Source organism: Nostoc sp. (genome assembly GCF_036917935.1).
Lineage (GTDB): Bacteria > Cyanobacteriota > Cyanobacteriia > Cyanobacteriales > Nostocaceae > Nostoc.
Genome location: NZ_JBALEL010000037.1, coordinates 332804 through 355683, shown reverse-complemented (window position 1 = coordinate 355683; position 22880 = coordinate 332804). Strand labels below are relative to the sequence as shown.

20 protein-coding genes and 1 pseudogene are annotated in these 22880 nt (G+C 42.7%); 8 read left to right on the top strand and 13 right to left on the bottom strand.

From position 1 onward, the window contains the following. Nucleotides 1–13: 13 nt before the first annotated feature. The gene (locus V7K62_RS16670; protein WP_334865782.1) at nt 14–1114 is read left to right on the top strand and encodes a glycosyltransferase family 4 protein; all 1101 of its coding nucleotides are present in this window, start codon (nt 14–16) and stop codon (nt 1112–1114) included. Nucleotides 1115–1198: 84 nt separating this feature from the next. On the opposite strand, the gene V7K62_RS16665 is transcribed toward V7K62_RS16670, so the two are convergent. From V7K62_RS16665 to V7K62_RS16655, 3 genes and pseudogenes are all read right to left on the bottom strand, one after another. Then, complete coding sequence (locus V7K62_RS16665; RefSeq protein WP_334865780.1) at nt 1199–2587, bottom strand: cytochrome P450; 1389 nt, start codon at nt 2585–2587, stop codon at nt 1199–1201. 74 nt (nt 2588–2661) lie between these two features. Beyond that, nucleotides 2662–3477, bottom strand: coding sequence for a TIGR01548 family HAD-type hydrolase (locus V7K62_RS16660; protein ID WP_334865778.1), 816 nt, complete (start codon nt 3475–3477; stop codon nt 2662–2664). Nucleotides 3478–3523: 46 nt separating this feature from the next. Beyond that, nucleotides 3524–3835: pseudogene (locus V7K62_RS16655) on the bottom strand (efflux RND transporter permease subunit); the annotation flags it as partial. A gap of 267 nt (nt 3836–4102) precedes the next feature. Here V7K62_RS16655 and recA point away from each other — a divergent pair. Together recA and V7K62_RS16645 are read left to right on the top strand one after the other, a co-directional pair. After that, nucleotides 4103–5179 (top strand): recombinase RecA, encoded by a 1077-nt coding sequence (gene recA / locus V7K62_RS16650; RefSeq protein WP_334865776.1) that lies wholly within the window; start codon nt 4103–4105, stop codon nt 5177–5179. 378 nt (nt 5180–5557) lie between these two features. Further along, a complete protein-coding gene (locus V7K62_RS16645; protein ID WP_094327275.1) occupies nt 5558–5881 on the top strand; it encodes a thioredoxin family protein in 324 nt (107 codons plus the stop codon). Here V7K62_RS16645 and V7K62_RS16640 read toward each other — a convergent pair. Both V7K62_RS16640 and V7K62_RS16635 read right to left on the bottom strand, forming a co-directional pair. Beyond that, nucleotides 5868–6101, bottom strand: coding sequence for a hypothetical protein (locus V7K62_RS16640; protein ID WP_334865774.1), 234 nt, complete (start codon nt 6099–6101; stop codon nt 5868–5870). The two genes, V7K62_RS16645 and V7K62_RS16640, sit on opposite strands and share 14 nt — an antisense overlap. 156 nt (nt 6102–6257) lie before the next feature. After that, on the bottom strand, nt 6258–8108 hold the full coding sequence (locus V7K62_RS16635; protein ID WP_334865772.1) for a S8 family peptidase: 1851 nt from the start codon (nt 8106–8108) through the stop codon (nt 6258–6260). A gap of 118 nt (nt 8109–8226) precedes the next feature. On the opposite strand from V7K62_RS16635, the gene V7K62_RS16630 reads away from it, so the two are divergent. Next, the gene (locus V7K62_RS16630; protein ID WP_334865770.1) at nt 8227–8661 is read left to right on the top strand and encodes a hypothetical protein; all 435 of its coding nucleotides are present in this window, start codon (nt 8227–8229) and stop codon (nt 8659–8661) included. 331 nt (nt 8662–8992) lie between these two features. On the opposite strand, the gene V7K62_RS16625 is transcribed toward V7K62_RS16630, so the two are convergent. Both V7K62_RS16625 and V7K62_RS16620 read right to left on the bottom strand, forming a co-directional pair. Further along, on the bottom strand, nt 8993–11881 hold the full coding sequence (locus V7K62_RS16625; RefSeq protein WP_334865768.1) for a choice-of-anchor D domain-containing protein: 2889 nt from the start codon (nt 11879–11881) through the stop codon (nt 8993–8995). Between the two features lie 260 nt (nt 11882–12141). Then, complete coding sequence (locus V7K62_RS16620) at nt 12142–12333, bottom strand: hypothetical protein (RefSeq protein WP_334865766.1); 192 nt, start codon at nt 12331–12333, stop codon at nt 12142–12144. Nucleotides 12334–12753: 420 nt separating this feature from the next. Between V7K62_RS16620 and thiD the strand changes: the two genes are divergently transcribed. The 3 genes from thiD to V7K62_RS16605 all read left to right on the top strand — a co-directional run bounded on the left by thiD (nt 12754) and on the right by V7K62_RS16605 (nt 15094). Next, nucleotides 12754–13587 carry a bifunctional hydroxymethylpyrimidine kinase/phosphomethylpyrimidine kinase gene (thiD, locus tag V7K62_RS16615; protein ID WP_334865764.1) on the top strand — a complete coding sequence of 278 codons (834 nt, stop codon included), beginning with the start codon at nt 12754–12756 and terminating at the stop codon, nt 13585–13587. Between the two features lie 207 nt (nt 13588–13794). Then, entirely contained in the window at nt 13795–14403 is a 609-nt protein-coding gene (locus V7K62_RS16610; protein ID WP_334865762.1) for a cell division protein ZapB, read from the top strand. 352 nt (nt 14404–14755) lie between these two features. Continuing rightward, nucleotides 14756–15094, top strand: a complete 339-nt coding sequence (locus V7K62_RS16605) for a P-II family nitrogen regulator (RefSeq protein WP_012410794.1) — start codon at nt 14756–14758, stop codon at nt 15092–15094. Nucleotides 15095–15210: 116 nt separating this feature from the next. On the opposite strand, the gene rdgB is transcribed toward V7K62_RS16605, so the two are convergent. Both rdgB and V7K62_RS16595 read right to left on the bottom strand, forming a co-directional pair. Continuing rightward, complete coding sequence (gene rdgB, locus V7K62_RS16600) at nt 15211–15789, bottom strand: RdgB/HAM1 family non-canonical purine NTP pyrophosphatase (protein WP_334865760.1); 579 nt, start codon at nt 15787–15789, stop codon at nt 15211–15213. 79 nt (nt 15790–15868) lie between these two features. After that, the gene (locus V7K62_RS16595; protein ID WP_334865758.1) at nt 15869–17305 is read right to left on the bottom strand and encodes a phosphoglucomutase/phosphomannomutase family protein; all 1437 of its coding nucleotides are present in this window, start codon (nt 17303–17305) and stop codon (nt 15869–15871) included. A 309-nt stretch (nt 17306–17614) separates the two neighbouring features. On the opposite strand from V7K62_RS16595, the gene V7K62_RS16590 reads away from it, so the two are divergent. Beyond that, complete coding sequence (locus tag V7K62_RS16590; protein ID WP_334865756.1) at nt 17615–18787, top strand: DNA cytosine methyltransferase; 1173 nt, start codon at nt 17615–17617, stop codon at nt 18785–18787. 43 nt (nt 18788–18830) lie between these two features. On the opposite strand, the gene V7K62_RS16585 is transcribed toward V7K62_RS16590, so the two are convergent. The 4 genes from V7K62_RS16585 to V7K62_RS16570 all read right to left on the bottom strand — a co-directional run bounded on the left by V7K62_RS16585 (nt 18831) and on the right by V7K62_RS16570 (nt 22295). After that, nucleotides 18831–19574 carry a SinI family restriction endonuclease gene (locus V7K62_RS16585; RefSeq protein ID WP_334865754.1) on the bottom strand — a complete coding sequence of 248 codons (744 nt, stop codon included), beginning with the start codon at nt 19572–19574 and terminating at the stop codon, nt 18831–18833. Between the two features lie 217 nt (nt 19575–19791). Continuing rightward, nucleotides 19792–20271, bottom strand: coding sequence for a plasmid segregation centromere-binding protein ParR (locus V7K62_RS16580; protein ID WP_334865752.1), 480 nt, complete (start codon nt 20269–20271; stop codon nt 19792–19794). Between the two features lie 5 nt (nt 20272–20276). Next, entirely contained in the window at nt 20277–21431 is a 1155-nt protein-coding gene (locus tag V7K62_RS16575; RefSeq protein WP_334865750.1) for a ParM/StbA family protein, read from the bottom strand. A gap of 240 nt (nt 21432–21671) precedes the next feature. Next, nucleotides 21672–22295 carry a DedA family protein gene (locus V7K62_RS16570; RefSeq protein ID WP_334865748.1) on the bottom strand — a complete coding sequence of 208 codons (624 nt, stop codon included), beginning with the start codon at nt 22293–22295 and terminating at the stop codon, nt 21672–21674. Nucleotides 22296–22880 lie beyond the last annotated feature (585 nt).

Sequence of the window (22880 nt, the reverse complement as noted above, 5' to 3'; positions counted from 1 at the left end):
CAAATAAAATAATATGAACTGGGACAAAAACTCAATCGTAATTTATTCCAATTTTCACTTCTATGTGGAAGATTGGGCACCTCCTTCTGTTAAAAAGGGTATTGGAGGCAGCCAAGAAGCCGTCATTTACTTAAGTCAAGAACTAGTGAAATTGGGTTATCAAGTCACAGTGTTTAATAGATGCGGTGACATGGAGGGGGAATATAATGGTGTAGTTTATCAGTCTGTTGATAAATTTAATCCTCAAGACAACTTTAATGCCTTAATCTTTCATCGCGCTTGGACGCAACCGATGATGATGAAAGTAAAGTCAAAAAAAACTGCTATTTGGATGCAAGACAACCCTAAATTACTTCCTTCAGTAGAAGATTCTCAGCAATCAGAATTTTTAGCAAGTTTTGACAAGCTGTTTATGCTGTCAAATTTCCATAAAGCTATGCTCCCAAACTGGATTCCTGAAGAAAAAATCTTTCTGACAACTAATGGTATTAATCTAGAAGATTTTAATTTAACAGGAATTTCTAGAAATCCCAAAAGACTGATTTCGATTAGTGACTATACAAGAGGCATTGAACATTTACTTACTCAATGGGACAAGATTATCCAAGAAGTACCTGATGTTGAATTGCATATTTTCTATGGTTGGCAAGTAATTGATGCGCTGATTAATTCACCTAACATTACTAGATTTCCACAATTACCAAATAAAAAGAAGCAAATTTTGCAACTTTTTGAGCAAAAAAATGTCTATGAACATGGCAGAATTGGGCACAAGCAGTTAGTTGAAGAATTATTTAAATCTGGAATCTGGGTTTATCCTTGTCATACTGATGTCGAGACTTTTTGTATTAGTGCTTGGAAAGCTCAGGCGGCTGGTTGTGTTCCTGTAGTAACAACTTACGCCGGCTTAAATGAGACTGTTAAATCTGGTGTCAGAATTAAGGGGCCTGCTGGAGATGAACAGACAAATAATGCTTTTATTGAAGCTGTAATTGACTTGTTGAAAAATCCAGAAAAACAAGAAAGTCTAAGAAAGGAAGCATTATCTCTAAAAGATTCCTTTGGTTGGGATAAAGTTGCTAAACAATGGCACGAGGAATTTTTATCTGTTTAAATAAAACACAGGGTTGTGCCGCAGCTACGCCCATCGTAGACATCGCTCCAACCCTATCCCATACCATTTTCTCACTCTTCACGCTCAACTAGAGCTAGTCTGAAGGATAGGCTGATTTTGAGGATATCTCCCCTTCACCACCATCCGAACACCCCCTGCTGGCACAAATAGAATGGCATGACGCACTGGCTGCACCGGTTTACTATCAGCCAGTTCCATTTGCCAGTGAGATAGCACTGTCGCCAATACCAGTTTCATCTCAAACAAGGCAAATCCCATGCCAATACAGCGGCGGTTCCCGCCACCAAAAGGTAAATACTCAGATGGAGAAAATTGCCGTTCCAGAAAACGCTCTGGCTTAAATTGCTTTGACTCAGGATATAAATCTTCTCGATGATGGGTCAAATAAATAGAGGGAGTTAGCAAAGTCCCAGGCTCAAAGTTGTATCCCCCAATTTGTAGCGGTGATTTGACCACTCGATTTAGGGCCGATATCGCCACTGGGTAAAGACGTAGCGTTTCAGAACAAACAGCATTCAAATAAGGCAATCGGAAAACAGCATTTGGATCTGGTTGTTCACCCAACTTATCTAATTCTTGCAGCAGTTTTTCCCGCACCTGTGGCAGATGATGAATCCAGTACAGCGCCCATGATAAGGAAGTTGCAGTAGTTTCGTGACCCGCCACTAATAGGGTCATCAGTTCATCACGTAATTCCAAGTCTGTCATTGGCTCTCCTGCTTCATCACGAGCAGCCATCATCAAAGATAGAATATCAGTCCGAGATGGATCGGGTTGTGTTTTGCGTTCTTGAATCTCGGCGTAGATAAGTTGATCAATTTGCTGCCGTAAACGCAAGTATTTTCCCCAAGGACTCCACGCTCCTAAATCCTGTCGCATTGATGGGAAAAGAAGCAGAACTGTTCTTAATATAGGGATTTTGGGATTCAGGATTGCAATCAGGAGTTCATTGAGTTTCTCGTAACGTGGCCCATCTTCTAGACCAAATACAGCCTTCAAAATTACTCGGAAAGAGATTGCTTGCATTGATGGCAGAACTGCAAAGCTTTCTCCAACCTGCCACTGATTAGTCATTTGCTCAGTGATGTCGCGGATTAACTCACCATAAGTTAGCATTCGTTCCCCATGTAAGGGCGGTGTCAACAGCTTTCGTTGTCGCTGATGAGGCTTTCCGTCCAGCGCCAGTAGTGATTGGCGTCCTAATAAAGGCGATTTAATCCCTGCTGACTCACCAGAGTCCAACTGTTTTGGATCTGTAGTAAAAATCTGCTGAATTGCCTGAGGATTGCTAATGAAAACTTGAGGATCAACATTCTGTCCTAGCTGAAGGGTGAAGATATCACCGTAACGTTTAGCACAGTCTTCTATGTATTCTAAGGGATTAGTAAGCCATTGATACATCTGTACCCAAGGGTGAGTTTCAGGGCCGTTAGGTAGTTTAAGTGCAGACATTTTTATTAATTTCCCAATGATTAAAGCAAGATTGTTATCAGCCAGTCATTCATGCACCTGTGGCTTGATTGATCTTAGAACACAGATTGGGCAAATGAACTTACTAATTTCTGAATCTGCTTTGGAGTCAATTCTTGCACATTACGCAAAACTACTGCTGCTCCTGCTGCTATTAGTGTCTCACTGTATGCATCACTACGGGCTGTTGTTTCCTGTACGTGGGGCGGTAAAACCCCTACTCCAATCCAAGTGCGAGCAGAATCTAGATTCCGCGCTTTTTCAACGGTATACATATCTGCTACCGTATCTCCCACATACACGATCGCTAATCTTTGCTCAATTTCATTATCTAACTCCCGAACTGTGGCGAAAAGTCCAGTAGGGTCTGGTTTACCTGGTGCATCTTCCATCGCAATCAACACTGGAGATTCTAAGCCCAGGCGTTTTTCTAAGACATAGTTGGCGGAAGCACGAGTCGCACCGCTAAAAAATCCCCACGCAATCCCAGCTTGGGTAAGTTGTTCTAAATAGCTAGGTTGTAATAATAAAGGTTCATTACAGATATATCCAGTAAAATTATTTGGGTCTGGGCCGCGGTAACGCGATTGAAAAAAAGCAACGATCGCACTGTAATCTAGTTGCAGTTGCTCGCGGGTCTGTTGTTGGGTTTCAAAGTAGCGGTAAATTAATTCCTGTGATGCTTCCCAATCATTATTCCACACCCCTTCAGACTTCAGTTGGTCAATATCTACTGGAGTTGGACGATATGCTTGGTTAGTAAAATATTCTACGGTATCTGCGATCGCTCGGCGATAGGAACCACTCACATCGCGCACAACGCCATCAATATCGAAAACAACGATTGCTTTTGCAGAAGTTTGTTGAGTCATGGGTAGGGAGGAAAAGAGTTTTATATCTGATTTTAGTCATCTTGCTCTATGTATTCATCCTTTCATAATCATTTGAGACTTCTGCAAACTTGGTGGTGTCGTAGCAGAAGACCGCTTTCAACCCCAGCGGAAAGTTTTTTTCTAACTCTGCGATTTGCCCTTCTACGCCTTTGGCAGTATTCAGCGCATTGCTTCCTGGAAGCTGATAGCTCAACATAGCAACGCCCGCTGTGCCCTGTACTATTGCCGAAGTTGTATAGTCCTTCGCGCCCAACTCGACTCGTTCCACATCCTTGAATTTTACCAGCGTCCCCTTGGTTTCGGTCTTGCTCGCCAAGTTCTCGAATTCCTTGACATCTTTTAATTGTGTTGTTTAGGTAATTTATTTTTCTTTGAAAACCCCTTGCTTACCCAGCCAAAAAAAGCTATCTCTGAATGCAAGTTGGTATCATTGTGCAAGACTACCCTAATCTGGTAGCGATCGAGTTACGATCTTGTCACACCCCTTTTTTGATTTGAGAAGTCCTATTCCAGAATTTTCTGGTTAAAATAGTATATCTGTTCTACTCAAACTCCAAAACCAACACTCCTTAAAACCATATATTAAGAGGCATTAGAGGCAGGAATGGCTATCAACACCGATACTTCTGGCAAGCAAAAAGCGCTGACTATGGTGCTCAACCAGATTGAGCGCAGCTTTGGTAAAGGAGCAATCATGCGCCTGGGCGATGCTACCCGGATGCGGGTGGAGACAATTTCCAGTGGGGCGCTCACCTTGGATTTAGCATTGGGTGGTGGTTTACCCAAGGGTCGGGTAATTGAAATTTATGGGCCGGAAAGTTCCGGTAAGACTACAGTAGCGCTACATGCGCTCGCCGAAGTGCAAAGAAATGGCGGTATTGCTGCCTTTGTTGATGCTGAACACGCCCTTGATCCCACTTATGCTGCGGCATTGGGTGTAGATATCGATAATTTGCTGATTTCCCAACCTGACACTGGCGAATCAGCTTTAGAAATTGTCGATCAGCTTGTTCGCTCTGCTGCGGTTGATATTGTAGTCATTGACTCAGTAGCAGCACTAGTTCCCCGTGCTGAAATTGAAGGCGATATGGGTGATATCCACGTCGGTCTTCAGGCTAGGTTGATGAGCCAAGCTTTACGTAAAATTACTGGAAATATTGGTAAATCTGGCTGCACTGTAATTTTCATTAACCAGTTGCGGCAAAAAATCGGTGTTACCTACGGTAGCCCAGAAACCACAACTGGCGGTAACGCATTGAAGTTCTACGCTTCAGTGCGCTTGGATATTCGCCGGATTCAAACTTTGAAAAAAGGTACAGATGAATATGGGAACCGCGTCAAAGTTAAAGTCGCTAAAAATAAAGTAGCTCCGCCTTTTAGGATTGCGGAATTTGACATTATTTTTGGCAAAGGAATTTCTACCTTGGGTTGTATTGTAGACTTGGCAGAAGAAACTGGCGTGCTTGTCCGCAAGGGAGCTTGGTACAGCTACAATGGCGACAACATTTCTCAAGGACGAGACAACGCCATTAAGTATCTAGAAGAAAAGCCTGAATTTGCTGAACAAATTAAGCAACTGGTGCGTGAAAAGCTAGATAAAGGCGCTGTTGTTTCTGCTAACTCTGTAGCTAAACCCACTGAAGAAGATGAAGAGGAAGAAGTCGATTTAGAGCCAGAATAATCAAGAATGTGGATTTATTAATCTACAACTGCTAATAAATGGTGCGTTACGAAGACTGCTAACGCACCTTATTTTTTTCTAAAAATCGAGATTTGAGCATTGTTAAATACAAGCCGAAATCCAGACAGTGAATACATTTAGACTGATAAACACATCCTACTTGATATTTTGGCGTAGGTGTAGCCCATCGTAGACATCGCACTGGTTTGTCACCAATGAACCCATCAATTTAACCTTGACAGACTACTAATTAGGGAAAAAGGAAAAAATACTAGATCAGGGTTTCAGCCTTACATTGACACTAATGACCAGCTATATGGTAATATTTCATAGCATTATGCTAAAAAACTTTGTCTAGAATCAAAGAGTAGCCAGCCCATGAGTTTAGCTGTAATTAAGTTCTCTTCAGAAGAGTGCGGCATCTGCCACAAAATGTCTTTTTATGACAAAAAGGTGGCTGAAGAACTGGGTTTAGAATTTATCGATGTAAAAATGCAAGATACGACTGCTTACCGCAAGTATCGCAAGATTTTATTGACTCAATATCCCGATAAATCAGAAATGGGATGGCCTACTTACATCATCTGCAATTCTCCAGAGGGGGAATTTCAGATTGTTGGTGAGGTAAAAGGAGGTCATCCCAAAGGGGAGTTTAGAAGCCGTCTGCAAGAAGTTCTGAATTCTACAGCTAATCAGAACTAATTACCTCAAAAGATTTGACTTCCAGAACAGGGCCAATCATGGCAGTAGTCATGATATCTTCGCGCACCTGTCCTTTTACTTTTGCTGTTTGTCCGGCTTTGAGTAAGTCTTTGTCAGCCCCTCTGAGGATTTCATAAGTAACGCCCTCTTCTGTGACTAACGCCCATGCGCCTGTGCCAATATCACGACGTTCGATTGTACCTGTAAGTGTAATGCTCATAACAGTGCTGATTTGTGAGTGCTGTTAGCGGATAGCTAAGGTTTAGCCCGTGCTGATTTTTGAGTGCTGAGTGGGGGAGTAGGGAGTAGGGAGTTAGGAGTTAGGAGTTAGGAGTTATTAAGAATTCTTTCCCATTTCCAATTCCCCATTCCCCATTTACGCTATTTTTTCTTCGTTTTTCAATGCTAAACGAGCAAGTCCATAACATATTAGGGCATTGGCAATGAGGAAGAGGCGTGCTAAATTACCACTTCCTAATCCCCAAACTGCCGGATCGAAAAACGCACTTATAGTTAAGCACGCAGCTACACCTAAAGTTGAACCAATGGCAAACAATTTCCAAGTAGGATGTCCCAGCAGCAATCCCATTAACACAATGGGAATTAGTACGCTAGCAAACAGGGGATTCAACGCATCAGTTCCCTGGAGGGTATTGCCTAATTCGGGAATTGAACTGCCCAAAACCCGCAAAGGCCATTGGGGAAGATCAAAAATATAGATTCCTTTGAGGAAGAATAACCCAGAACTGCCGGCAATTAGTCCACTGGATAAAGACCAACTCCAAGTGAAGGGGAAGTAAACCCGTAAAAACCAAGCCAGTAGATAGGAACCAACTACCATTAAAACCTTGGGTAACAGTGCTACCGCACCACCATCAATCCAAAAGCCGGGGTTAAGATAGCCGTTATCCCGTAACCACCGGAAGAAATCTGGAAAACTGATTTGCCCCCCAAAGGCTAGTCTGACTGCCGCTTCTGCATTGAGTTGTCCAGCACCATAATAGTTCAAACCATCATCCTGAATAACTCGTGCGGACTGCTTGAGAACTTTTAAAACTTCATCTGGTTCTTTAATGCCAGCAGCTTTGATTAATGCCGCAACACCAGCAACGTGGGGAGAAGCCATACTTGTACCCTGGAAGCCCAGAAATACGCCTTCGCCCTTTTCATCGATAGTTTCTTGGAGAATCTTACCAGCTTCACTACCACCAGGAGCAGATATATCTACCCCTGCACCAAAGTTAGAATAAGGCGCTCTTTCGCCATCTGGGCCAATTGCCGAAACGCCGATGACGTGGGGATAGCGGGCTGGATAGCTTGCCCCATTGGTGTTTTCATTCCCGGCTGCGGCAACAATAACTACACCTTTTCTATGGGCATACTCGATCGCTTGTTTCATCAACTTGCTTTCACCAGTACCGCCTAAGCTCATATTAATCACATCTGCGCCTTTATCAGCAGCAAATTTAATTGCTTCGGCAATATCAGCAACAGTACCCCCGCCATACGAACTGAGTACCTTCAGCGGCATCAGAGTTGCTTCGTAGGCAATTCCAGCGACACCATATTTGTTATTTGTGGCTTGGGCAATAGTTCCAGCAACATGAGTTCCGTGACCATTATCGTCTGTGGCTTCTTCTCGGTCGTTAACAAAATCATAGCCCTTGACGAATTTTGTCTCATACAAGTCGCGAACCTTGGTAATCCCGGTGTCAATCACTGCAACTGTGATGCCACTGCCTTTGGTTTGACTCCATGCGCCTTCAATACCGATTTTGTGCAAGTTCCACTGCTTGCTGTAATATTGGTCATTGGGGCCAGTTAATGAAGGAGTTGTTTCTTCATCTTCTTGGGGTCTTAAAAATTCACTTAGCCAAGCGGCTTTACCTGGTTGGGGAATCTTGCTGTAGATATAGTTTGGTTCAATGAATTCTGTCGCTTGGGCAAACTGAGATTTTTTCAGTTCTTGGAGCCGTTGGCGATCGCCCTTGATAATATACACATTATCTTTTTTGGAAAACTTGTTGTCTAATTGGGGTGTAACGTTGTATTGTTTGGCGATCGCTTGCAGATTCTGTTCCACCACAAGTGATGGAATATCTTCCCGAAAATCAAGCACAATCGTCTCAAACTCTCCTTTAGCTGCCAATCCCTGGAAATTCAGGAAACCAAATATGGCAGAAACAAGCCCAATGACAAACAAGCACCATAATATAAGCTTTCTCATATTAACTCATCACCGCTTTTTGCCAGTTTGCTCACTACCATAACTTATTTGCATCCCTTATTGGTGGATTTTGCACTTTTAGTTACAAGTTTCATTCAGGACTCAGGATTTTTAAACGATGGAACGTGGTCTTTTGTGGTTGCCGCTGTTAGTAATGTTTTTCTGGTTGGCTTGGCAAGGCTCGAAGGAGTATCAAAAAGTTGAAGCCTATCGCGTCTGGGCAGAGCAATTTGAACGGGCTAAGTATGATATTTATGCTGTATTGGGTCAAAAAGGCAACAATATAACTTGGGGAAAACCCACACCTCAAGGGCCGATTAAACTAGAAACATTCTCTTTGCTTGATGTCAAACAAATCCAGCTTTTAGTCGATAACAAGTCAGTAGATGTAGAGAATCCACCGGAGAAGGGTCGTTCTATAGAATTAGAATTTATATTTTCCGAATCTATTAACTCAGTGCGGGTTCCCTTTACAGAAATCCCTTTGGCAGCAGAATGGGGTAAGTTTTTGCAGAGGGTATTACAAGACTTGCAATCAGAACCAGAGCAGTAGTTATATTGAAACTACAAGTTCCAGATACTACGGCTATTTCTGGTCAAAAAGTTAGATCGCTAGTGGTGATATTATTTATGGGCAACGACGTTTTTATTGGAAAGATGTTTTTTGGAATGACTTTATACTTGACTACCATCTATTTAGACATCTCCATAAATTAAATATGCGTTATCCATAACCTTTGTAGAGACGTAGCAGTGCTACGTCTCTACATTCTTTTTCACCAGATGTTTATTGCGCCCCTATCGATGTGGTCTATTTAATTGAAAGCCGCATTGAAAGTCGATTCATGTTTGGATTACACTTTTACTCAGTTGACCCAACCCAGCTATGCTTGAATGATGAAGTCAGAGGCAGTAAGATTGGGTGCACCAGTAAGTTGTGCAAATTGACCACCACTGCCGAAACCAGCAGCGCTACCATTTTGATTGTATAGTAACTGCCCAGTCATCGAGTCGTAAACAATCACAGCATTGCTAAGTGCCCCTAAACTGCTGATTTGAAAATCACTGGCGTTACTAAAACCGGTTCCCACAACAGAAGTAATGGCACTAAAGGTGGTCTGATTGAGGACAATCTTGTCACCACTAGAGCGATTAAAGTCAGCGATGGTATCAACACCCACAGCAGCGCTATTAAAGGCACCATTGGTGTCGTAAAGGAAAGAGTCAGCACCTGTACCACCCACAAGAGTATCATTGCCTTGTCCACCAATGAGAAGATCATTGCCAGTACCACCCCGCAGCAGGTCGTCACCACCGGCGCCATCGATGGTGTCATTGCCCCCTTGACCATTAATCACATCGTTGGAATTATAATAACCGCTGATGTTATTATCCAAGTCATTGAGGAACGTGACGATGTTTCTGGTGGAAATATACGTTTGATTGGACTTGGCATCAATCACATCAAAGCTTTTGGCAACACTGGCTTCTCCGTCAAATACGATATTACCGATGGCAGGTCTTGTTGTCGATGCGGCTAAGTTATCTAGCTTTTCTAAGTTAAAGTTTTGCAGAGTAACTTTGGTATTACCCAGATTTTCAAAGGAGACTTCTAAATTGTTGCCATTTTGAGTTAATTGCAGATTTCTTGCAGTCAAGTCAGTCCCAATAAATTGCAAGGTGTCTACTTTGGCAATCACCGCAGCCGGAGGGTTTGAGCCAAGACCTACACCACCAAAGTCGGCGATGCTGTAATTGCCATCGCCTCGTCGAATAATAAAGGTGTCATTGTGGTCAGTGGCATTGAGAACTTGAATTTGCGGGGCAGGAGCGGGTCTAACTGTGCCACTAATCGCAAAGTTAAAGGGGCTTTCATTAGTATCGTTGTTGTTTAAACTGAAGCTGCCACCATAGGTGCCGGATGTAGTGGGGTTGAGTGCCACCGATAGAGTGGTAGAAGTATTAACAGCTATGCTCGTTGGAAGAGTTCCGACCAAACCAAATCCGTCTGGAAGTTTAAGATTACTCAGCTTGAGTGCGCCTGTACCGCTGTTCTTGATGGTAAAGGTTTTGGTCAAGGTGTCACCAACAGTCGTTTCACCAAAGTTAATGGCGCTGGTGCTGCCATCTGTAATGTCAACAGTACCATTGAGAACTTGAATTTCCGGGGCATTAACTGTGCCACTAATCGCAAAGTTAAAGGGGCTTTCATTAGTATCGTTGTTGTTTAAACTGAGGCTGCCACCATAGGTGCCGGGTGTAGTGGAGTTGAGTGCCACCGATATGGTGGTGGAAGCATTGGCAGCCACGCTCGTTGGAAGAGTTCCGACCAAACTAAATCCGTCGGGAAGTTTAAGATTACTCAGGTTGAGTGCAGCTATACCGGTGTTCTTGATGGTAAAGGTTTTGGTCAAGGTTTCACCAACAAGGGTCTCGCCAAAGTTAATAGCGCTGGTGCTGCCATCTGTAATATCAACAGTGCCATTAAGAACTTGAATTTCTGGGGTTTTGGTAGATCTGCCTGGAGCTTCGTATGCACCAATATCAATCACTGTGCTGCCATTACCATCACCATCCTGAGGAATGTTCTTAGTGACGCTATTGAAGGCATTGGAACCAGCATCGATCGCAACACTTCCAGGTTTGAGTGCAAAATTCCTTTTGTCTGCATCAACAAATTGAGGATCTTGGCCCAAAATATTCTGCAACCCTGTGGCGTTTAAATTATCTGAAGCTTGGAATAGGTTCGAGTTATAAACAAGATTGTGATCGAAGGTTACATTTGTGGCATACTTGATGCTGTTAGCATTTTGATTGTCGCTTGCGTACAAAATGTTGTTGTAGACACGTACATTTTCTGAGTAAAGAACACCAATCTCTCCAGCACCTGTAAGAACTTGACCATTCTGGTAAGCCGTGTTATTGATAACATCAACATTGGTAGCTTGGAAAACTTCAATGCCTCCACCTCCATTGTTGTAAGTGATGTTATTTGCAATTAATGCCTTACCTGTATAGGCCACATTATCTCTGGTGAGATTGGTAGTATCAAGCATAATCCCATGTCCCTCGGTGATTTTGTCAGTGCCACCGTCTTTCCACGGAACTAGACTTTGGTTATCGTAGACAATGTTGTCTCGATAAATCATCCTGTAGTCAGTGGTATTGTTATCAAAATTAAAACTGCGGAGAGAGGTGATTCCCTGATTGCCGTGAGGCGAATACCAAGCGTTTCCAGATACAATGTTTTTCTCAACAGTGATGTAGTCTGAATTATTGAATCCTATGCCTCCACCTGGAAAGTTACGGACTGTGTTACCAGTGATGACAATATGATGGGGATTAGTACCACCTACACCAGCGGTGTTTTTCCATGCATTAACAGCAATCCCATTACTATTAGTCAAGGGGTTATTAAGGTTATTCTTCTCTTGTAAGGCATATTCTAGAGTGATGTTTTCCCGATTGCCTTCTAGATCAAGTCCTTCAATCCGCACGTAGGATGAACTAAGTATATTAATGCCACTTCCGCTTGTTGTTATCGTAGGCGTAGCACCTGCATAAGCTTTTATTGTTGTCCAGTTATCTGATGAACCATTTAAGTTAAAAAGCGTAATCCCTCTCGTTTCATAATTTCCATTCATGACGTAGAGCGTATCGCCTGTTTTCATCTCATACACGGCTCTGCCCAAGCTGCGAAACGCAGATCCTTCATTTAAGCCATTACTTTTATCATTGCCTGTTCCAGAAACGTAGTATGTTTTGCCAGCCATCTGTTTACTCCGAATTATGTGTAAGGGGAATTGGTAGTACAATCTCAGCAACTTTCTTCAGTTACTAAGTAGTTATTTGAATGGGTGATCTATCTGGGCTTTTCAGCACAGTCACAGTTGTGCGATCGCGACTTCAAATCGCGTCGGTTGTAGAAACGCTGTTGTAAAACTGAAAATTTTTTTGGTGTCAACCGTTGATGGTTAAACCAGGAATATCGATACCGTCAATCGTCAGGGTTTTGTTGAGGGTGATCGGACGATTAGCGCGTAGACGCTTCGCCTCCAGACTTGTTGTCAGACATCATCTGATTAGCAAGACTGGATGGAGTCGAATTAAATCGTATCTTCATGTTTAGCAACCGTGACGCCGAATAGCCCGTCGTAGACATCGCTGCTCTTTGCAAACCAGCTTTAGCATCTGCTGTATTCGATAAAAAGATCGTATTTGGCATAGTAATTCCTCTGAACTTTATGCGTTGTTTTAGGTAAAGAGGTTGCCAAATCTGCATGGTAAAATTCACCCTTAGCTGATAACTGGGGACTTAAAGTTAAAGCGATCAAAGTTAAATTGGTTGAAACTTTAGTTAGGTTGACCCTTTAACTTAAGGGGACTAATGTAACAACTTAGTTGAACCTGTTATTAAGCGGTGTAACTGAGCGTTGTGAACTTAGTTAAAACTAACCTTTACAAATAGCACTTGTTATCAGTGAATCCCCGGAATGTGGTAAGTTTTTTTACAACAAAATCAAAAAAACTATGGAAGTGTCTGGTGGAGATCCTATTAATTTCCAGAGTGATATGGGAATAAAGAGCGCTAGATTTAAGAATCCTCGTGTCTTTAGACGGGGGAGTGTCAATTAATCTTCATAATATGAACACTGAAATAAACTCCAGAATACCTGTTGCTTTAACCATTGCTGGTTCAGATAGCGGTGGCGGTGCCGGAATTCAAGCTGATTTACGCACCTTTGCTTTTCACTGTGTCCACGGTACTAGTGCTATAACCTGCGTCACGGCACAAAACACTCTCGGAGTGAAGAGGGTTGATGTCATGCCGACAGAGGCTGTTGTGGCGCAAATTCAGGCAGTAGTTGAGGATATTGGCGTACAAGCTGCCAAAACGGGAATGTTGCTCAATCAGGAAATTATCTTTGCTGTTGCCCAGCAAGTGGAAGCTTTACAAATCAATAATCTTGTAGTTGATCCAGTAATGGTGTCACGTACGGGAGCACAATTGATTGATGATGATGCTGTGAAGACTCTGTGCCATACCCTGATTCCCAAGGCGGTTATAATCACGCCCAATCGCTATGAAGCCCAGATTTTGAGCGGTTTACAAATTAATTCTTTGGAAGATATGCAAGCCGCTGCTGAAATTATTCACAAGACTTTAAAGACAAAGGTTGTTTTAGTCAAGGGCGGAGGTATGCAGGGAGATTTGCGTGGCGTTGATATCTGGTTTGATGGGGACAAGTTGGAAGTTTTGACTTGCCAGCAAGTAGAGACAAAAAATACCCACGGTACTGGTTGTACACTATCGGCTGCGATCGCTGCTAATCTAGCTAAGGGAAAAGATTTGTGGCAGGCAGTGCAACAGGCAAAGGAGTATGTTACTACTGCACTCACTTACGCCCTAGATATTGGCGAAGGGCAAGGCCCTGTGGGACACTTCTTCCCATTGTGGGGACTGCGGACTAGGGAGTAGGGACTAGGGACTGGGGACTAGGGAAAAGTTTTCTTAATACCCAATACCCAATACCCAATACCCAATCCCCAATCCCCAATACCTCATAATAAATTCTTTGCCCTTTCGCCATTTTTCTATTATTCTTGGGCATAGTTTCAGGGGTGACTATCTCTGTTAGCATCTCTGTACGATCTAATTACCTTGATTTTTAATACCAAGCCCCCGATGCGAACAACCATAGGTTCTGTTCACAGGAATTCGCCAACACCGACTACTCAAGCCTACCCTTCCTCTGTACCACTATCTGTATACAGGGAATTGTCAACAGAGTTGCAAGCAGCACAGGCGAGGCTAAATGCACTCACCACCCAAAATCAGCAACTAGCACAAGAAAATCAACTATTACGCCAAGAAATTACCAAAGTCGTTGAGTCTTTTTCTCGTTTGCAAAATTTTGTGGATTCTCATGGTACACCTAATTATCACCAAGCTACCCAAGCTTCTGGCGATGTTAAAAGTGCCGTCAAACAGCCAGTAACAGAAGCGCGTCCACCTCAGCCGGTTTCTCGTTCGCGTCCATCTGTTGTGCCCAAAGCACCACCCGAAAAAAGCCGCCGCCAAGACTTTGCTACACCTGTAATGGAAATGAATTTTCCGATACCAGAACCAGTTTTTATAGAAGAACAACAAGTAAGTTATTATTCCACTACTGAGCCAGATGCCAAGGGACTGAATGGCTGGTGGTTAATTATTACCATCTTGTTAATCATGCTGACTGCCTTTAGTGCTGGATATTTCGTTGTGCGTCCTTTGTTTGAACATCAGAAACGTTAGTTGACAATTCCCACAGTCAGCAGGCTTTCGGGCTACCGTGCAATTTGTCTGCAATCACTTTCTAAATATCCGAACAAATCTGCCACATCGCGGAAATGATCTATTTTTAGGTTATAAAAGCTACATAAAATGCTAAATTGACAGCAACTTCTTTATCTTAGAACCTCAAAGATTATCCAATTAATAAATCCTTGCCGCTTCTCATGTCCCAAACCCTCAAGCAAAGCATCTAGACTTTAAAAAAGTTGTAATTATTACATATCTTTTAGGAAAAGCACTGCTAGTTACAGCTTCAGACAGCGGATCTGGTTAGATATATAAACGAAGCTAGTAGAAGTCAGGAGTCAAGAAGATGAAAAAAGTAGAAGCTATTATCCGCCCATTTAAGCTAGATGAGGTAAAAATTGCCTTGGTTAACGCTGGTATTGTTGGCATGACTGTTTCTGAAGTCCGAGGGTTCGGACGGCAAAAAGGTCAAACTGAACGGTATCGCGGTTCTGAGTACACCGTTGAGTTTCTGCAAAAACTCAAAGTGGAAATCGTAGTTGACGACAATCAGGTTGATATGGTGGTAGACAAAATTATTGCTGCTGCCCGCACTGGTGAAATCGGCGATGGTAAAATTTTCATCTCGCCTGTTGAGCAAGTGATTCGGATTCGCACCGGCGAAAAGAACACAGAAGCTGTTTAAAAAAGTTATGAGTTAAGAGTTCAAAGTTATGAGTTGTGAGTCAGGACTAATGAATGAAGATTTAGCAGAATTCATAAATCCTAACCGGAGCAACGGAAACGTCTCCGGCTCCGCTCTTAACTCTTAACTCTCTCTAGTTGCGGAAGTAAAGCTGTAAAAGCCTTACCTCGATGGCTAATTGACCCCTTCAACTCCCGTGTCATCTCCGCAAAGGTCAATTGCAACTCTTGCACATAAAAAATTGGATCGTAGCCGAAACCACTATCACCACGAGGTGCGTGGAGAATTTCGCCGCGACAAATACCTTCAGATTGTAATACGATCGCACCATCAGGACGAGCGATCGCTACTGCACAGACAAATTGAGCTTGCCGATTTACCTCGTTGCCTAATTCGCTCAATATCCTAGCAATGCGTTCTGAGTCGGTTTTGGCGTAACGTGCAGAATAAACTCCTGGTGCGCCATTTAGGGCATCTACTTGCAAGCCCGAATCATCAGCAATTGCCCAGTTTCCCGTAGCTTTAGCAATTTGTGACGCTTTTAGACAAGCGTTGGCGGCAAAAGTTTCGCCCGTCTCTTCAATTTCCAATTCTTCAGGTTTGAGGGTTAATTCCCAACCAGAATTTTCCAGGTAAGCTTGCATTTCCCGCAACTTACCTGGATTTCCTGTGGCTACTACAAGTAATTTAGTCATTGGTCATTAGTCATTGGTCATTGGTCATTAGTCATTAGTCATTTGTCCTTGGTAAATGACTCATGACTAATAATGAATTTTACTCCGCCCACTGTTTCGCCCAAGCAAGAGTTTGATGCACTTGCTCAATTGTTGGGGCTTCGCAGTAGAGGCGTAAAACTGGCTCAGTACCGCTAAACCGAATCATTAACCAGCTTTTATCAGCTAGGCGATATTTGTAGCCATCAATTGTTTGGCAATCAATGACTGCTAACCCGGCAATTTCCGTTAAGGGTTGGGTTTGCAGTTGTTGCAAAAGACGCGATCGCACTTCCATACTTGCTAAGGGTAAATCAATGCGATCGTAAGCTGAGGTAAACCCTGTTTGTTTCTGCAACTGGCGATAATACTCACCTAAATCCAAACCAGATTCTACAATCGCCTCTAGGACGTACAATGCTGACAGCAGAGCATCGCGTTCGGGAATATGACTACCATAGCCAATTCCTCCCGACTCTTCGCCACCCAGTAACACTTTTGCTGCTAACATTCTGTCAGCGATGTATTTATAACCAACTGCTGTCTCAAATACTGACAGGTTATGTAGTGCTGCCACAAGGGGCATCAAGTCGGAACCACTGACAGTTTTGACTATTTCACCACTAAAGCCGCGCCGTAGGGTTAAGTGGTCAATTAATATCGGGATTAATACTTGGGAACTTAGGAAGTTGGCTTCTCCATCTACCGCTGCAATGCGATCGCAGTCTCCATCAAATACCAACCCCACCGTTAAACCTGATTTATCGGTTTCTCGGTGAGTCTTGATGACTTCAAATAGCTTTGAAAGGTATTTAGGCAAGGGTTCCGGCGCACCGCCACCAAATAGGGGATCGCGATCGCTGTTGATTTCTTTGACCTGATTGCCTAGTAGTCTCGCCAATCCGCCAGCCGCAGCGCCATGCATGACATCGGCAAATAACGTTAATTTACCAGAGGCGATCGCTTCTCGAAGTTTGGCAATATCAACTTTACCCTCTAGTGCTTGCGTATAACTAGGCCAAGGATCGAATTTCTCTTGCTTACCTGGGGTAGCTGCTAGTGGTACTCCAACCGACAACTGCGCTTCTATCTCTTTTGTGACTTCTGGCGGTACTGAACCACCAAAATAACCCTTGACTTTTAAGCCCAAATATGTGCCTGGATTATGGCTGGCTGTAATTACTAGTGCCCCTAAAGCATTGAGTTGTTTTGCTGCCCAACTATAAGCTGGGGTTGGGGCATAGCTTTCGCTCAGTAGCACATCAAAGCCGACAGCGGTGACAGTATCAGCAACAGCACGAGCAAAGTCTTCAGCCATAAATCGGCGATCGTAACCGACAATTATTGTCCGGCTACCCACCGTAGAAAAATATGTATTATATAATACTTTTGCGGCAACTGGTGCGACCAGGGCTAGGCGTTCAAAGGTGAACTCGTCACCAATAATGCCCCGCCAGCCGTCTGTACCAAACTTGATTGAGTTAGCTAGAACTGGCATCTAAGTATCCTAACTGTCTACTTGAGGATTTTAGCATTTCTACAGTGTGTAAAGTAAAAAAAGAATCTAGTAAAAATATGTACTAATAATATTCAACACAAAAATGAGCAAATTTGTGTATTGTACAGGTGCAATGTTTAACGATAAGCCCGTCTACGCGTGCCAAATTTGAAAGAGAATAGCGCCTCTGTAACATACTGTTTCAAAAGTCTTACACTATTAGAATTGCAGGTATCTATCGTTAGCATGAAGTAGACTTGAGGGTTCCAGCAAATCGTATATTTTATCAAGGCTGTAAGGATAAAAGCAGTGATAGACAATCGGGCAATATCAATCAGTTTATTTACAGGAGCAGGTGGACTAGATATTGGGATAGAACAGGCAGGTTTTCGGGTAGTAAGTGTTGTTGAGAAAGATCCTGATGCTGCGAAGACTATAGCTTTCAACCGGCCTCACCTAAATAGTGCCGTAGCAAGAGATATACAGAACATCACTGCTCAAAATCTTTTGGAAGAAGGGAGATATGTTATTAACCTTGGTAGACCCCTACGCATTGGAGAAGTAGATTTAGTAACTGGCGGTCCCCCTTGTCAACCCTTCAGCACAGCAGGAAAACGTGGTTCAGTTATGGACCCGCGTGGCAGCTTGTTTATGGACTTTATACGTATTGTTGAACAAGTGCAGCCACGCTTTTTTGTCATGGAAAATGTTAAAGGTTTACTCTCGGCTCCTATTCGTCATAGACCTCATCTGGAACGGGGAACGGGTTATGCTCCTCTGGAACTAGATGAAATGCAAGGAAGCGCTCTTGAGATTGTTCTAGAAGAAATGAAGCGCCTTGGTTATCAAGTTATTTATAAAGTAATGGAAGCAGCAGATTACGGTGTCCCGCAAAACAGAGCGCGAGTCATCTTTATTGGCTCAAGAGATGGTGAATCAGCTACATTCCCTTTACCTACTCATAGTAAAGATGGCTCTTTATTACCTCAATGGCGCACTCTTAAAGATGCCCTAATCAACTTAGAAGATCCACAACCGGAGTATACTTCGTACTCAAAAAACCGTCTTCAATATTTAAAGCTTTTAAAAAGTGGTCAAAACTGGAGAGATTTACCTAACGACTTGATAAAAGAAGCAATGGGAGGAGCTTATAAATCTGGAGGCGGAAAAGTAGGGTTTTACAGAAGGTTATGTTGGGATAAGCCGTCTCCTACTATCACCACAAGTCCTTACCAAAAGGCTACAGATATGTGTCATCCAGAGGAACTGCGACCTCTAAGTATTCGAGAGTGTGCCAGGATTCAAACCTTTCCAGACTCATGGATTTTCTATGGTTCAACAGCCTCTAAGTACCGACAGATAGGTAATGCTGTACCTGTACTCTTAGCTCAAGCTATTGGTGAATATTTACATAGTTTAATTAGACAGGAGAAACCTAAAGGAATACCAGTTTTTGAACAGCTTTCACTATTTAATCACTAAATTTATAGCCTGGTAATTATTTTTAGGACTTTAATTACTGAATTTATTGCCAATAATTACTATTTTCTACATAGAATGCTCCGGGATTGTTAGCTATAGTTTTTCTAACAAAGGCAGCATAGTCTTGTTCAGATAGATCAGAACATCCTATTAATTCATTCAGTTTTGACCAACAGTGTGATCCATTCTTAGCATTGAATCTATGCCATTTCTTAATTTTAGTATCCTTTCGTGTACTGACACCTGAACTATTTTCAGTGCCACTGCCGGATTTAATTTGTAGCAAATCACCTTTCTCGGTGCAAAAATCTATTTTATTCATAGTCGCACCCCAAGCGCATTGCCAACCATAAGACGACAACTTTTCAGCAAGATATTCTTCTAAAAGAAGACCTAATATGTTTTCTGCCGACATGCAAAGACGATGAGCATACTTTATGTGATTAATACTGTCAGTGCTGAGAGTAGGTAAACGATCTGAAATAATTGTGTCAATAATATCGTCTGAAACAGTGCCTATCTTCTTACTAATTCGCTTTGAGGGTCGGTTATTATAACCACCAAAATACTTTTTTAACCACTTGGTAATGTAATCTTCATTTGAACTCCAGCTTTTTATTTCTGGAAATAGAGTAGGCGAATCACAACAAACGGACAAAACTGTTTTCACGGAATCATTCCATGACATCTCAGTCATATTTGTAGCTTTTATTTCAGCATAAGAGATTATTTCTTTGCTATCGAAATTAGATATCTTTTTATTAGATGTCTCTTTTTTTATACTCACAGTTACTATTGGGTAAAATCTACTGTTTCAGTTACTTGTTATAGTTTTCCCAACAATTCACAAGGAGTAACGGTAAACCAAAAAGTTTTTTCCCAAAGTGCTATCGCCCCCATCTACACAAATGTTTTTCTATATATAAATATTAATAATCCTTAATAGTATTAACTATTAAGGATTGTTGAGATGAGCAAAAACTGCTCACAAACCTGATTTTTCCTTAAAAATCATCGAGAAACTGACTAAGGCGACTGATTACGGGGTCAACCTCTTGAGGAGGGGTAGCAACAGTATAAGAAGTATTATTTACTACTTCTAATTGAGTTGGAGACGGAATGAACGATCGATCATTGACTATCAGCGCCAGTTGTGCAACTTGTTGAGAAAGTTGCAGTAGATGGTGTTCCATCGCCTCCAAACGATTAGATCCCTTGGCAAAAAAGCGTTCCTCAAGTCCAGCCACTTGACGTTGCAGTTCACCAATTTGTTGTTCAATCGGTGTTGTTGCTGCTGTTTGTGGAGCAGGTTGTACAGGTTCCGGTACACATAAAGATTGCCATAAGGCTTCTTTACAGAGGTCGCTGAAAGTCTTGTCTGGTTGTTTTTCCAAATAACTTTCTACTTGCGCTAACAAGCTTTCATCAGCAAGCTCTGGGTTGAACGTGACGGATTTAACTACCTTTTTTGACCATTGGAACATCAGCTTTATGCCCTAGCAGCGCGATTGGAGGATAATTGTGCCTCTCCATAAATATACTGCCCCAAAGCATTCGCCTGTCGGGAAGGTGCTGCTAAATGAGCATTAATCTTTGCTTCTTTGAGCAGACGTTGAACGTCGTCCCAGAAGAACTCACCACCCCCGCCAGTGAGAATTACATCAGTGACGCGTTCTGGCAACCAGGCTAGCACACGGCTACAGATTTCGCGCGAAAACATCTCCGTAAGGTTGGGAAGAAAATCGTCTAGGTTGGTGGGCTTGCTAGCGCCTTTAGGACGGTAATAACGTTCACCTCTGGGTTTGTTAACAGCAGAAATCAGCGCTAGAGATTGACTATCTGCTCCCTCGATTTCGGCAGACACCAATTCATAAAACTTATTCATCCCGAAGTCTTCGCTTTTAGAAGCACCTCTGGCAAAACGGAAGTTATCTACCATCAAAAGATCGACGGTTTGATGTCCAATATCAACGATCGCCACCGATATTTTTGTAAAATCGGGACTGCCAGGACTTTTCTTCGGTTGAGCTTCAGACCACAGCAGGCTGCCGTAGCCTTCTGGCATTACCCATACCTTACTGACGTTCAGCGATACAGATTCGCCTCGGAAGTTCAACACATGAGGGCCACCTACTTGGCTAATCAACTGGGCTTTTTCCTTTTCAAATTGTTCTAAAGAAAGAAAAGGCAGACCCAGTACGACTGAGATATCGTCTCTAAGTTTGAAGTAGCCAGCACTTGCTAACACTTTTACCAGTGCAGCCTCTACTTTAGATTGGCCCACTCCTAGATTTGCCCCAAAATCGGCTGCTAGTTGACCAACAGCATATCCATTTCCTTGATACTCCAGCCACAAATCCATTAAGGGGTCAGTAGCCCTGGCTTCAAAAACACCACCGCGTACTTGTTCTATTGACATCTGCTTGACGTTGGCAGGTACGAACACCACATTGCCGGGTTCGCGACTCACACAAGTTTTTGTGGAAGTTCTGCCTAAATCAACACTGAGAATGGTTTTCCCTGGAACACCGCCTGTCTTGGGAGGAACATTATTAACAGCATTGATGGGAGTGGATGCTGACACTCTATTCATGGGTATAGCAGCAGCATTGATTGGGGTAGCGGCGGAAGGTTGGTCTGTCATGAAAGCTCCTAGTTCAAACTTAACTGTAAAAAGTTGTCATGCTCATCTTACAAAAATGCGAGCAACCAGAAATTCTAGGTTGCGTCAAGTGTAGCTAGAAATACGCCAAAAATTAATTCCGGCGATACCTCCGATGGGCTTATGCCAACGCACATCTAGTATTATTTGGCATAGTGTAGGCGAATTTTGGCCAGATGTAACCCCTGCTTTCACTGCTTTCAAACCAAAAGCGTCCGTGTTTCATCTTCTAGTACGTCTTAACTGGCGCTTAAATATCCAGAAAACAAATGCTAGAACCAAACCGCCAAGTACGATTTTGGATACAGGAGCAAGGTACTTGTCCACAAGTTCATACTGACTACCCAATATGTATCCTGAGTATGTTAGCAAACCCACCCAAACAGCGCTACCTAATGTTGTGTAAAACAAAAATGGTAGCAAAGGCATATTGCTGATCCCTGCGGGAACAGAAATCAAGGTGCGGATTCCTGGTACAAGACGACCAATTAATACTGCTTTTCTACCTTGTTGGTCAAACCACTCTTTGGCCTTGGTGATATCTTTACTGGATATAGCCAACCATTTGCCATACTTGTCAGCCCAAGCTTTCAAACGGGTTTCGCCCAAAAACTTACCTGGATAGTACCAAATAAGTGCGCCCAATACAGAACCTAAAAGGCCTGCAAAAAACACACCAACGATATTCAGCTTTGCCCCTCCTGGTTGATATGGACTTGCTGTAAATCCAGCCAGTGGCATGATCAATTCTGAAGGAATGGGGGGAAAAAGGTTTTCTAGGAACATTAGTAGGGCGATTCCCCAATAGCCAAAATAGTTGATAGTATTAGTTATCCATTCAAGCATTGAGTCAAGTCCTGAAATTGCTGCACTAGTCTTGTTACTAAGATTGATTCAGCCTTAGCTTTTTTAAAAGGTAATTATCCCCGCTTGCTAGAGTCAAGGTAACTTGACTGCACTAGAATTTGGCATCGCAACGAAAAAACAGAGTAAGACGAGTGGAAGCTAGGGGTCTGTTTGATTAATTTTGAGGGTTATTAAAAGTTCGTAAGTAGCTCTAAACCTTAGACCTCTTGCAAAAGTCCCCTAACACCCCACCCCCAACCCCTCCCCGCTCTTCGGGAGGGGAGACTTTGACGTAAGTCAAAGGCGGGGTGGGGTTCTTTTTTTGATTTATGCAAGAAGTCTCTTGAAATTTAGCGGTTTATCGCTCACTACGAACCTGATAAAATTGATGCAACCAACCACTAGATTTTGTTTTCTAATTTTTTAGATCCCCCTTAGTCGATTTTTTAAAAGGACTAGGGAGGATCTAAAGATTTGATGGCAAATTCAAAAACACACTTGAGGTTTTTTTCTCAGGTTGAGGTTGTGGGAAAGATGAGGGAGGGTGGAGAGAGAAGGGAGAAAATTTTACCTTATCCCCCTCAT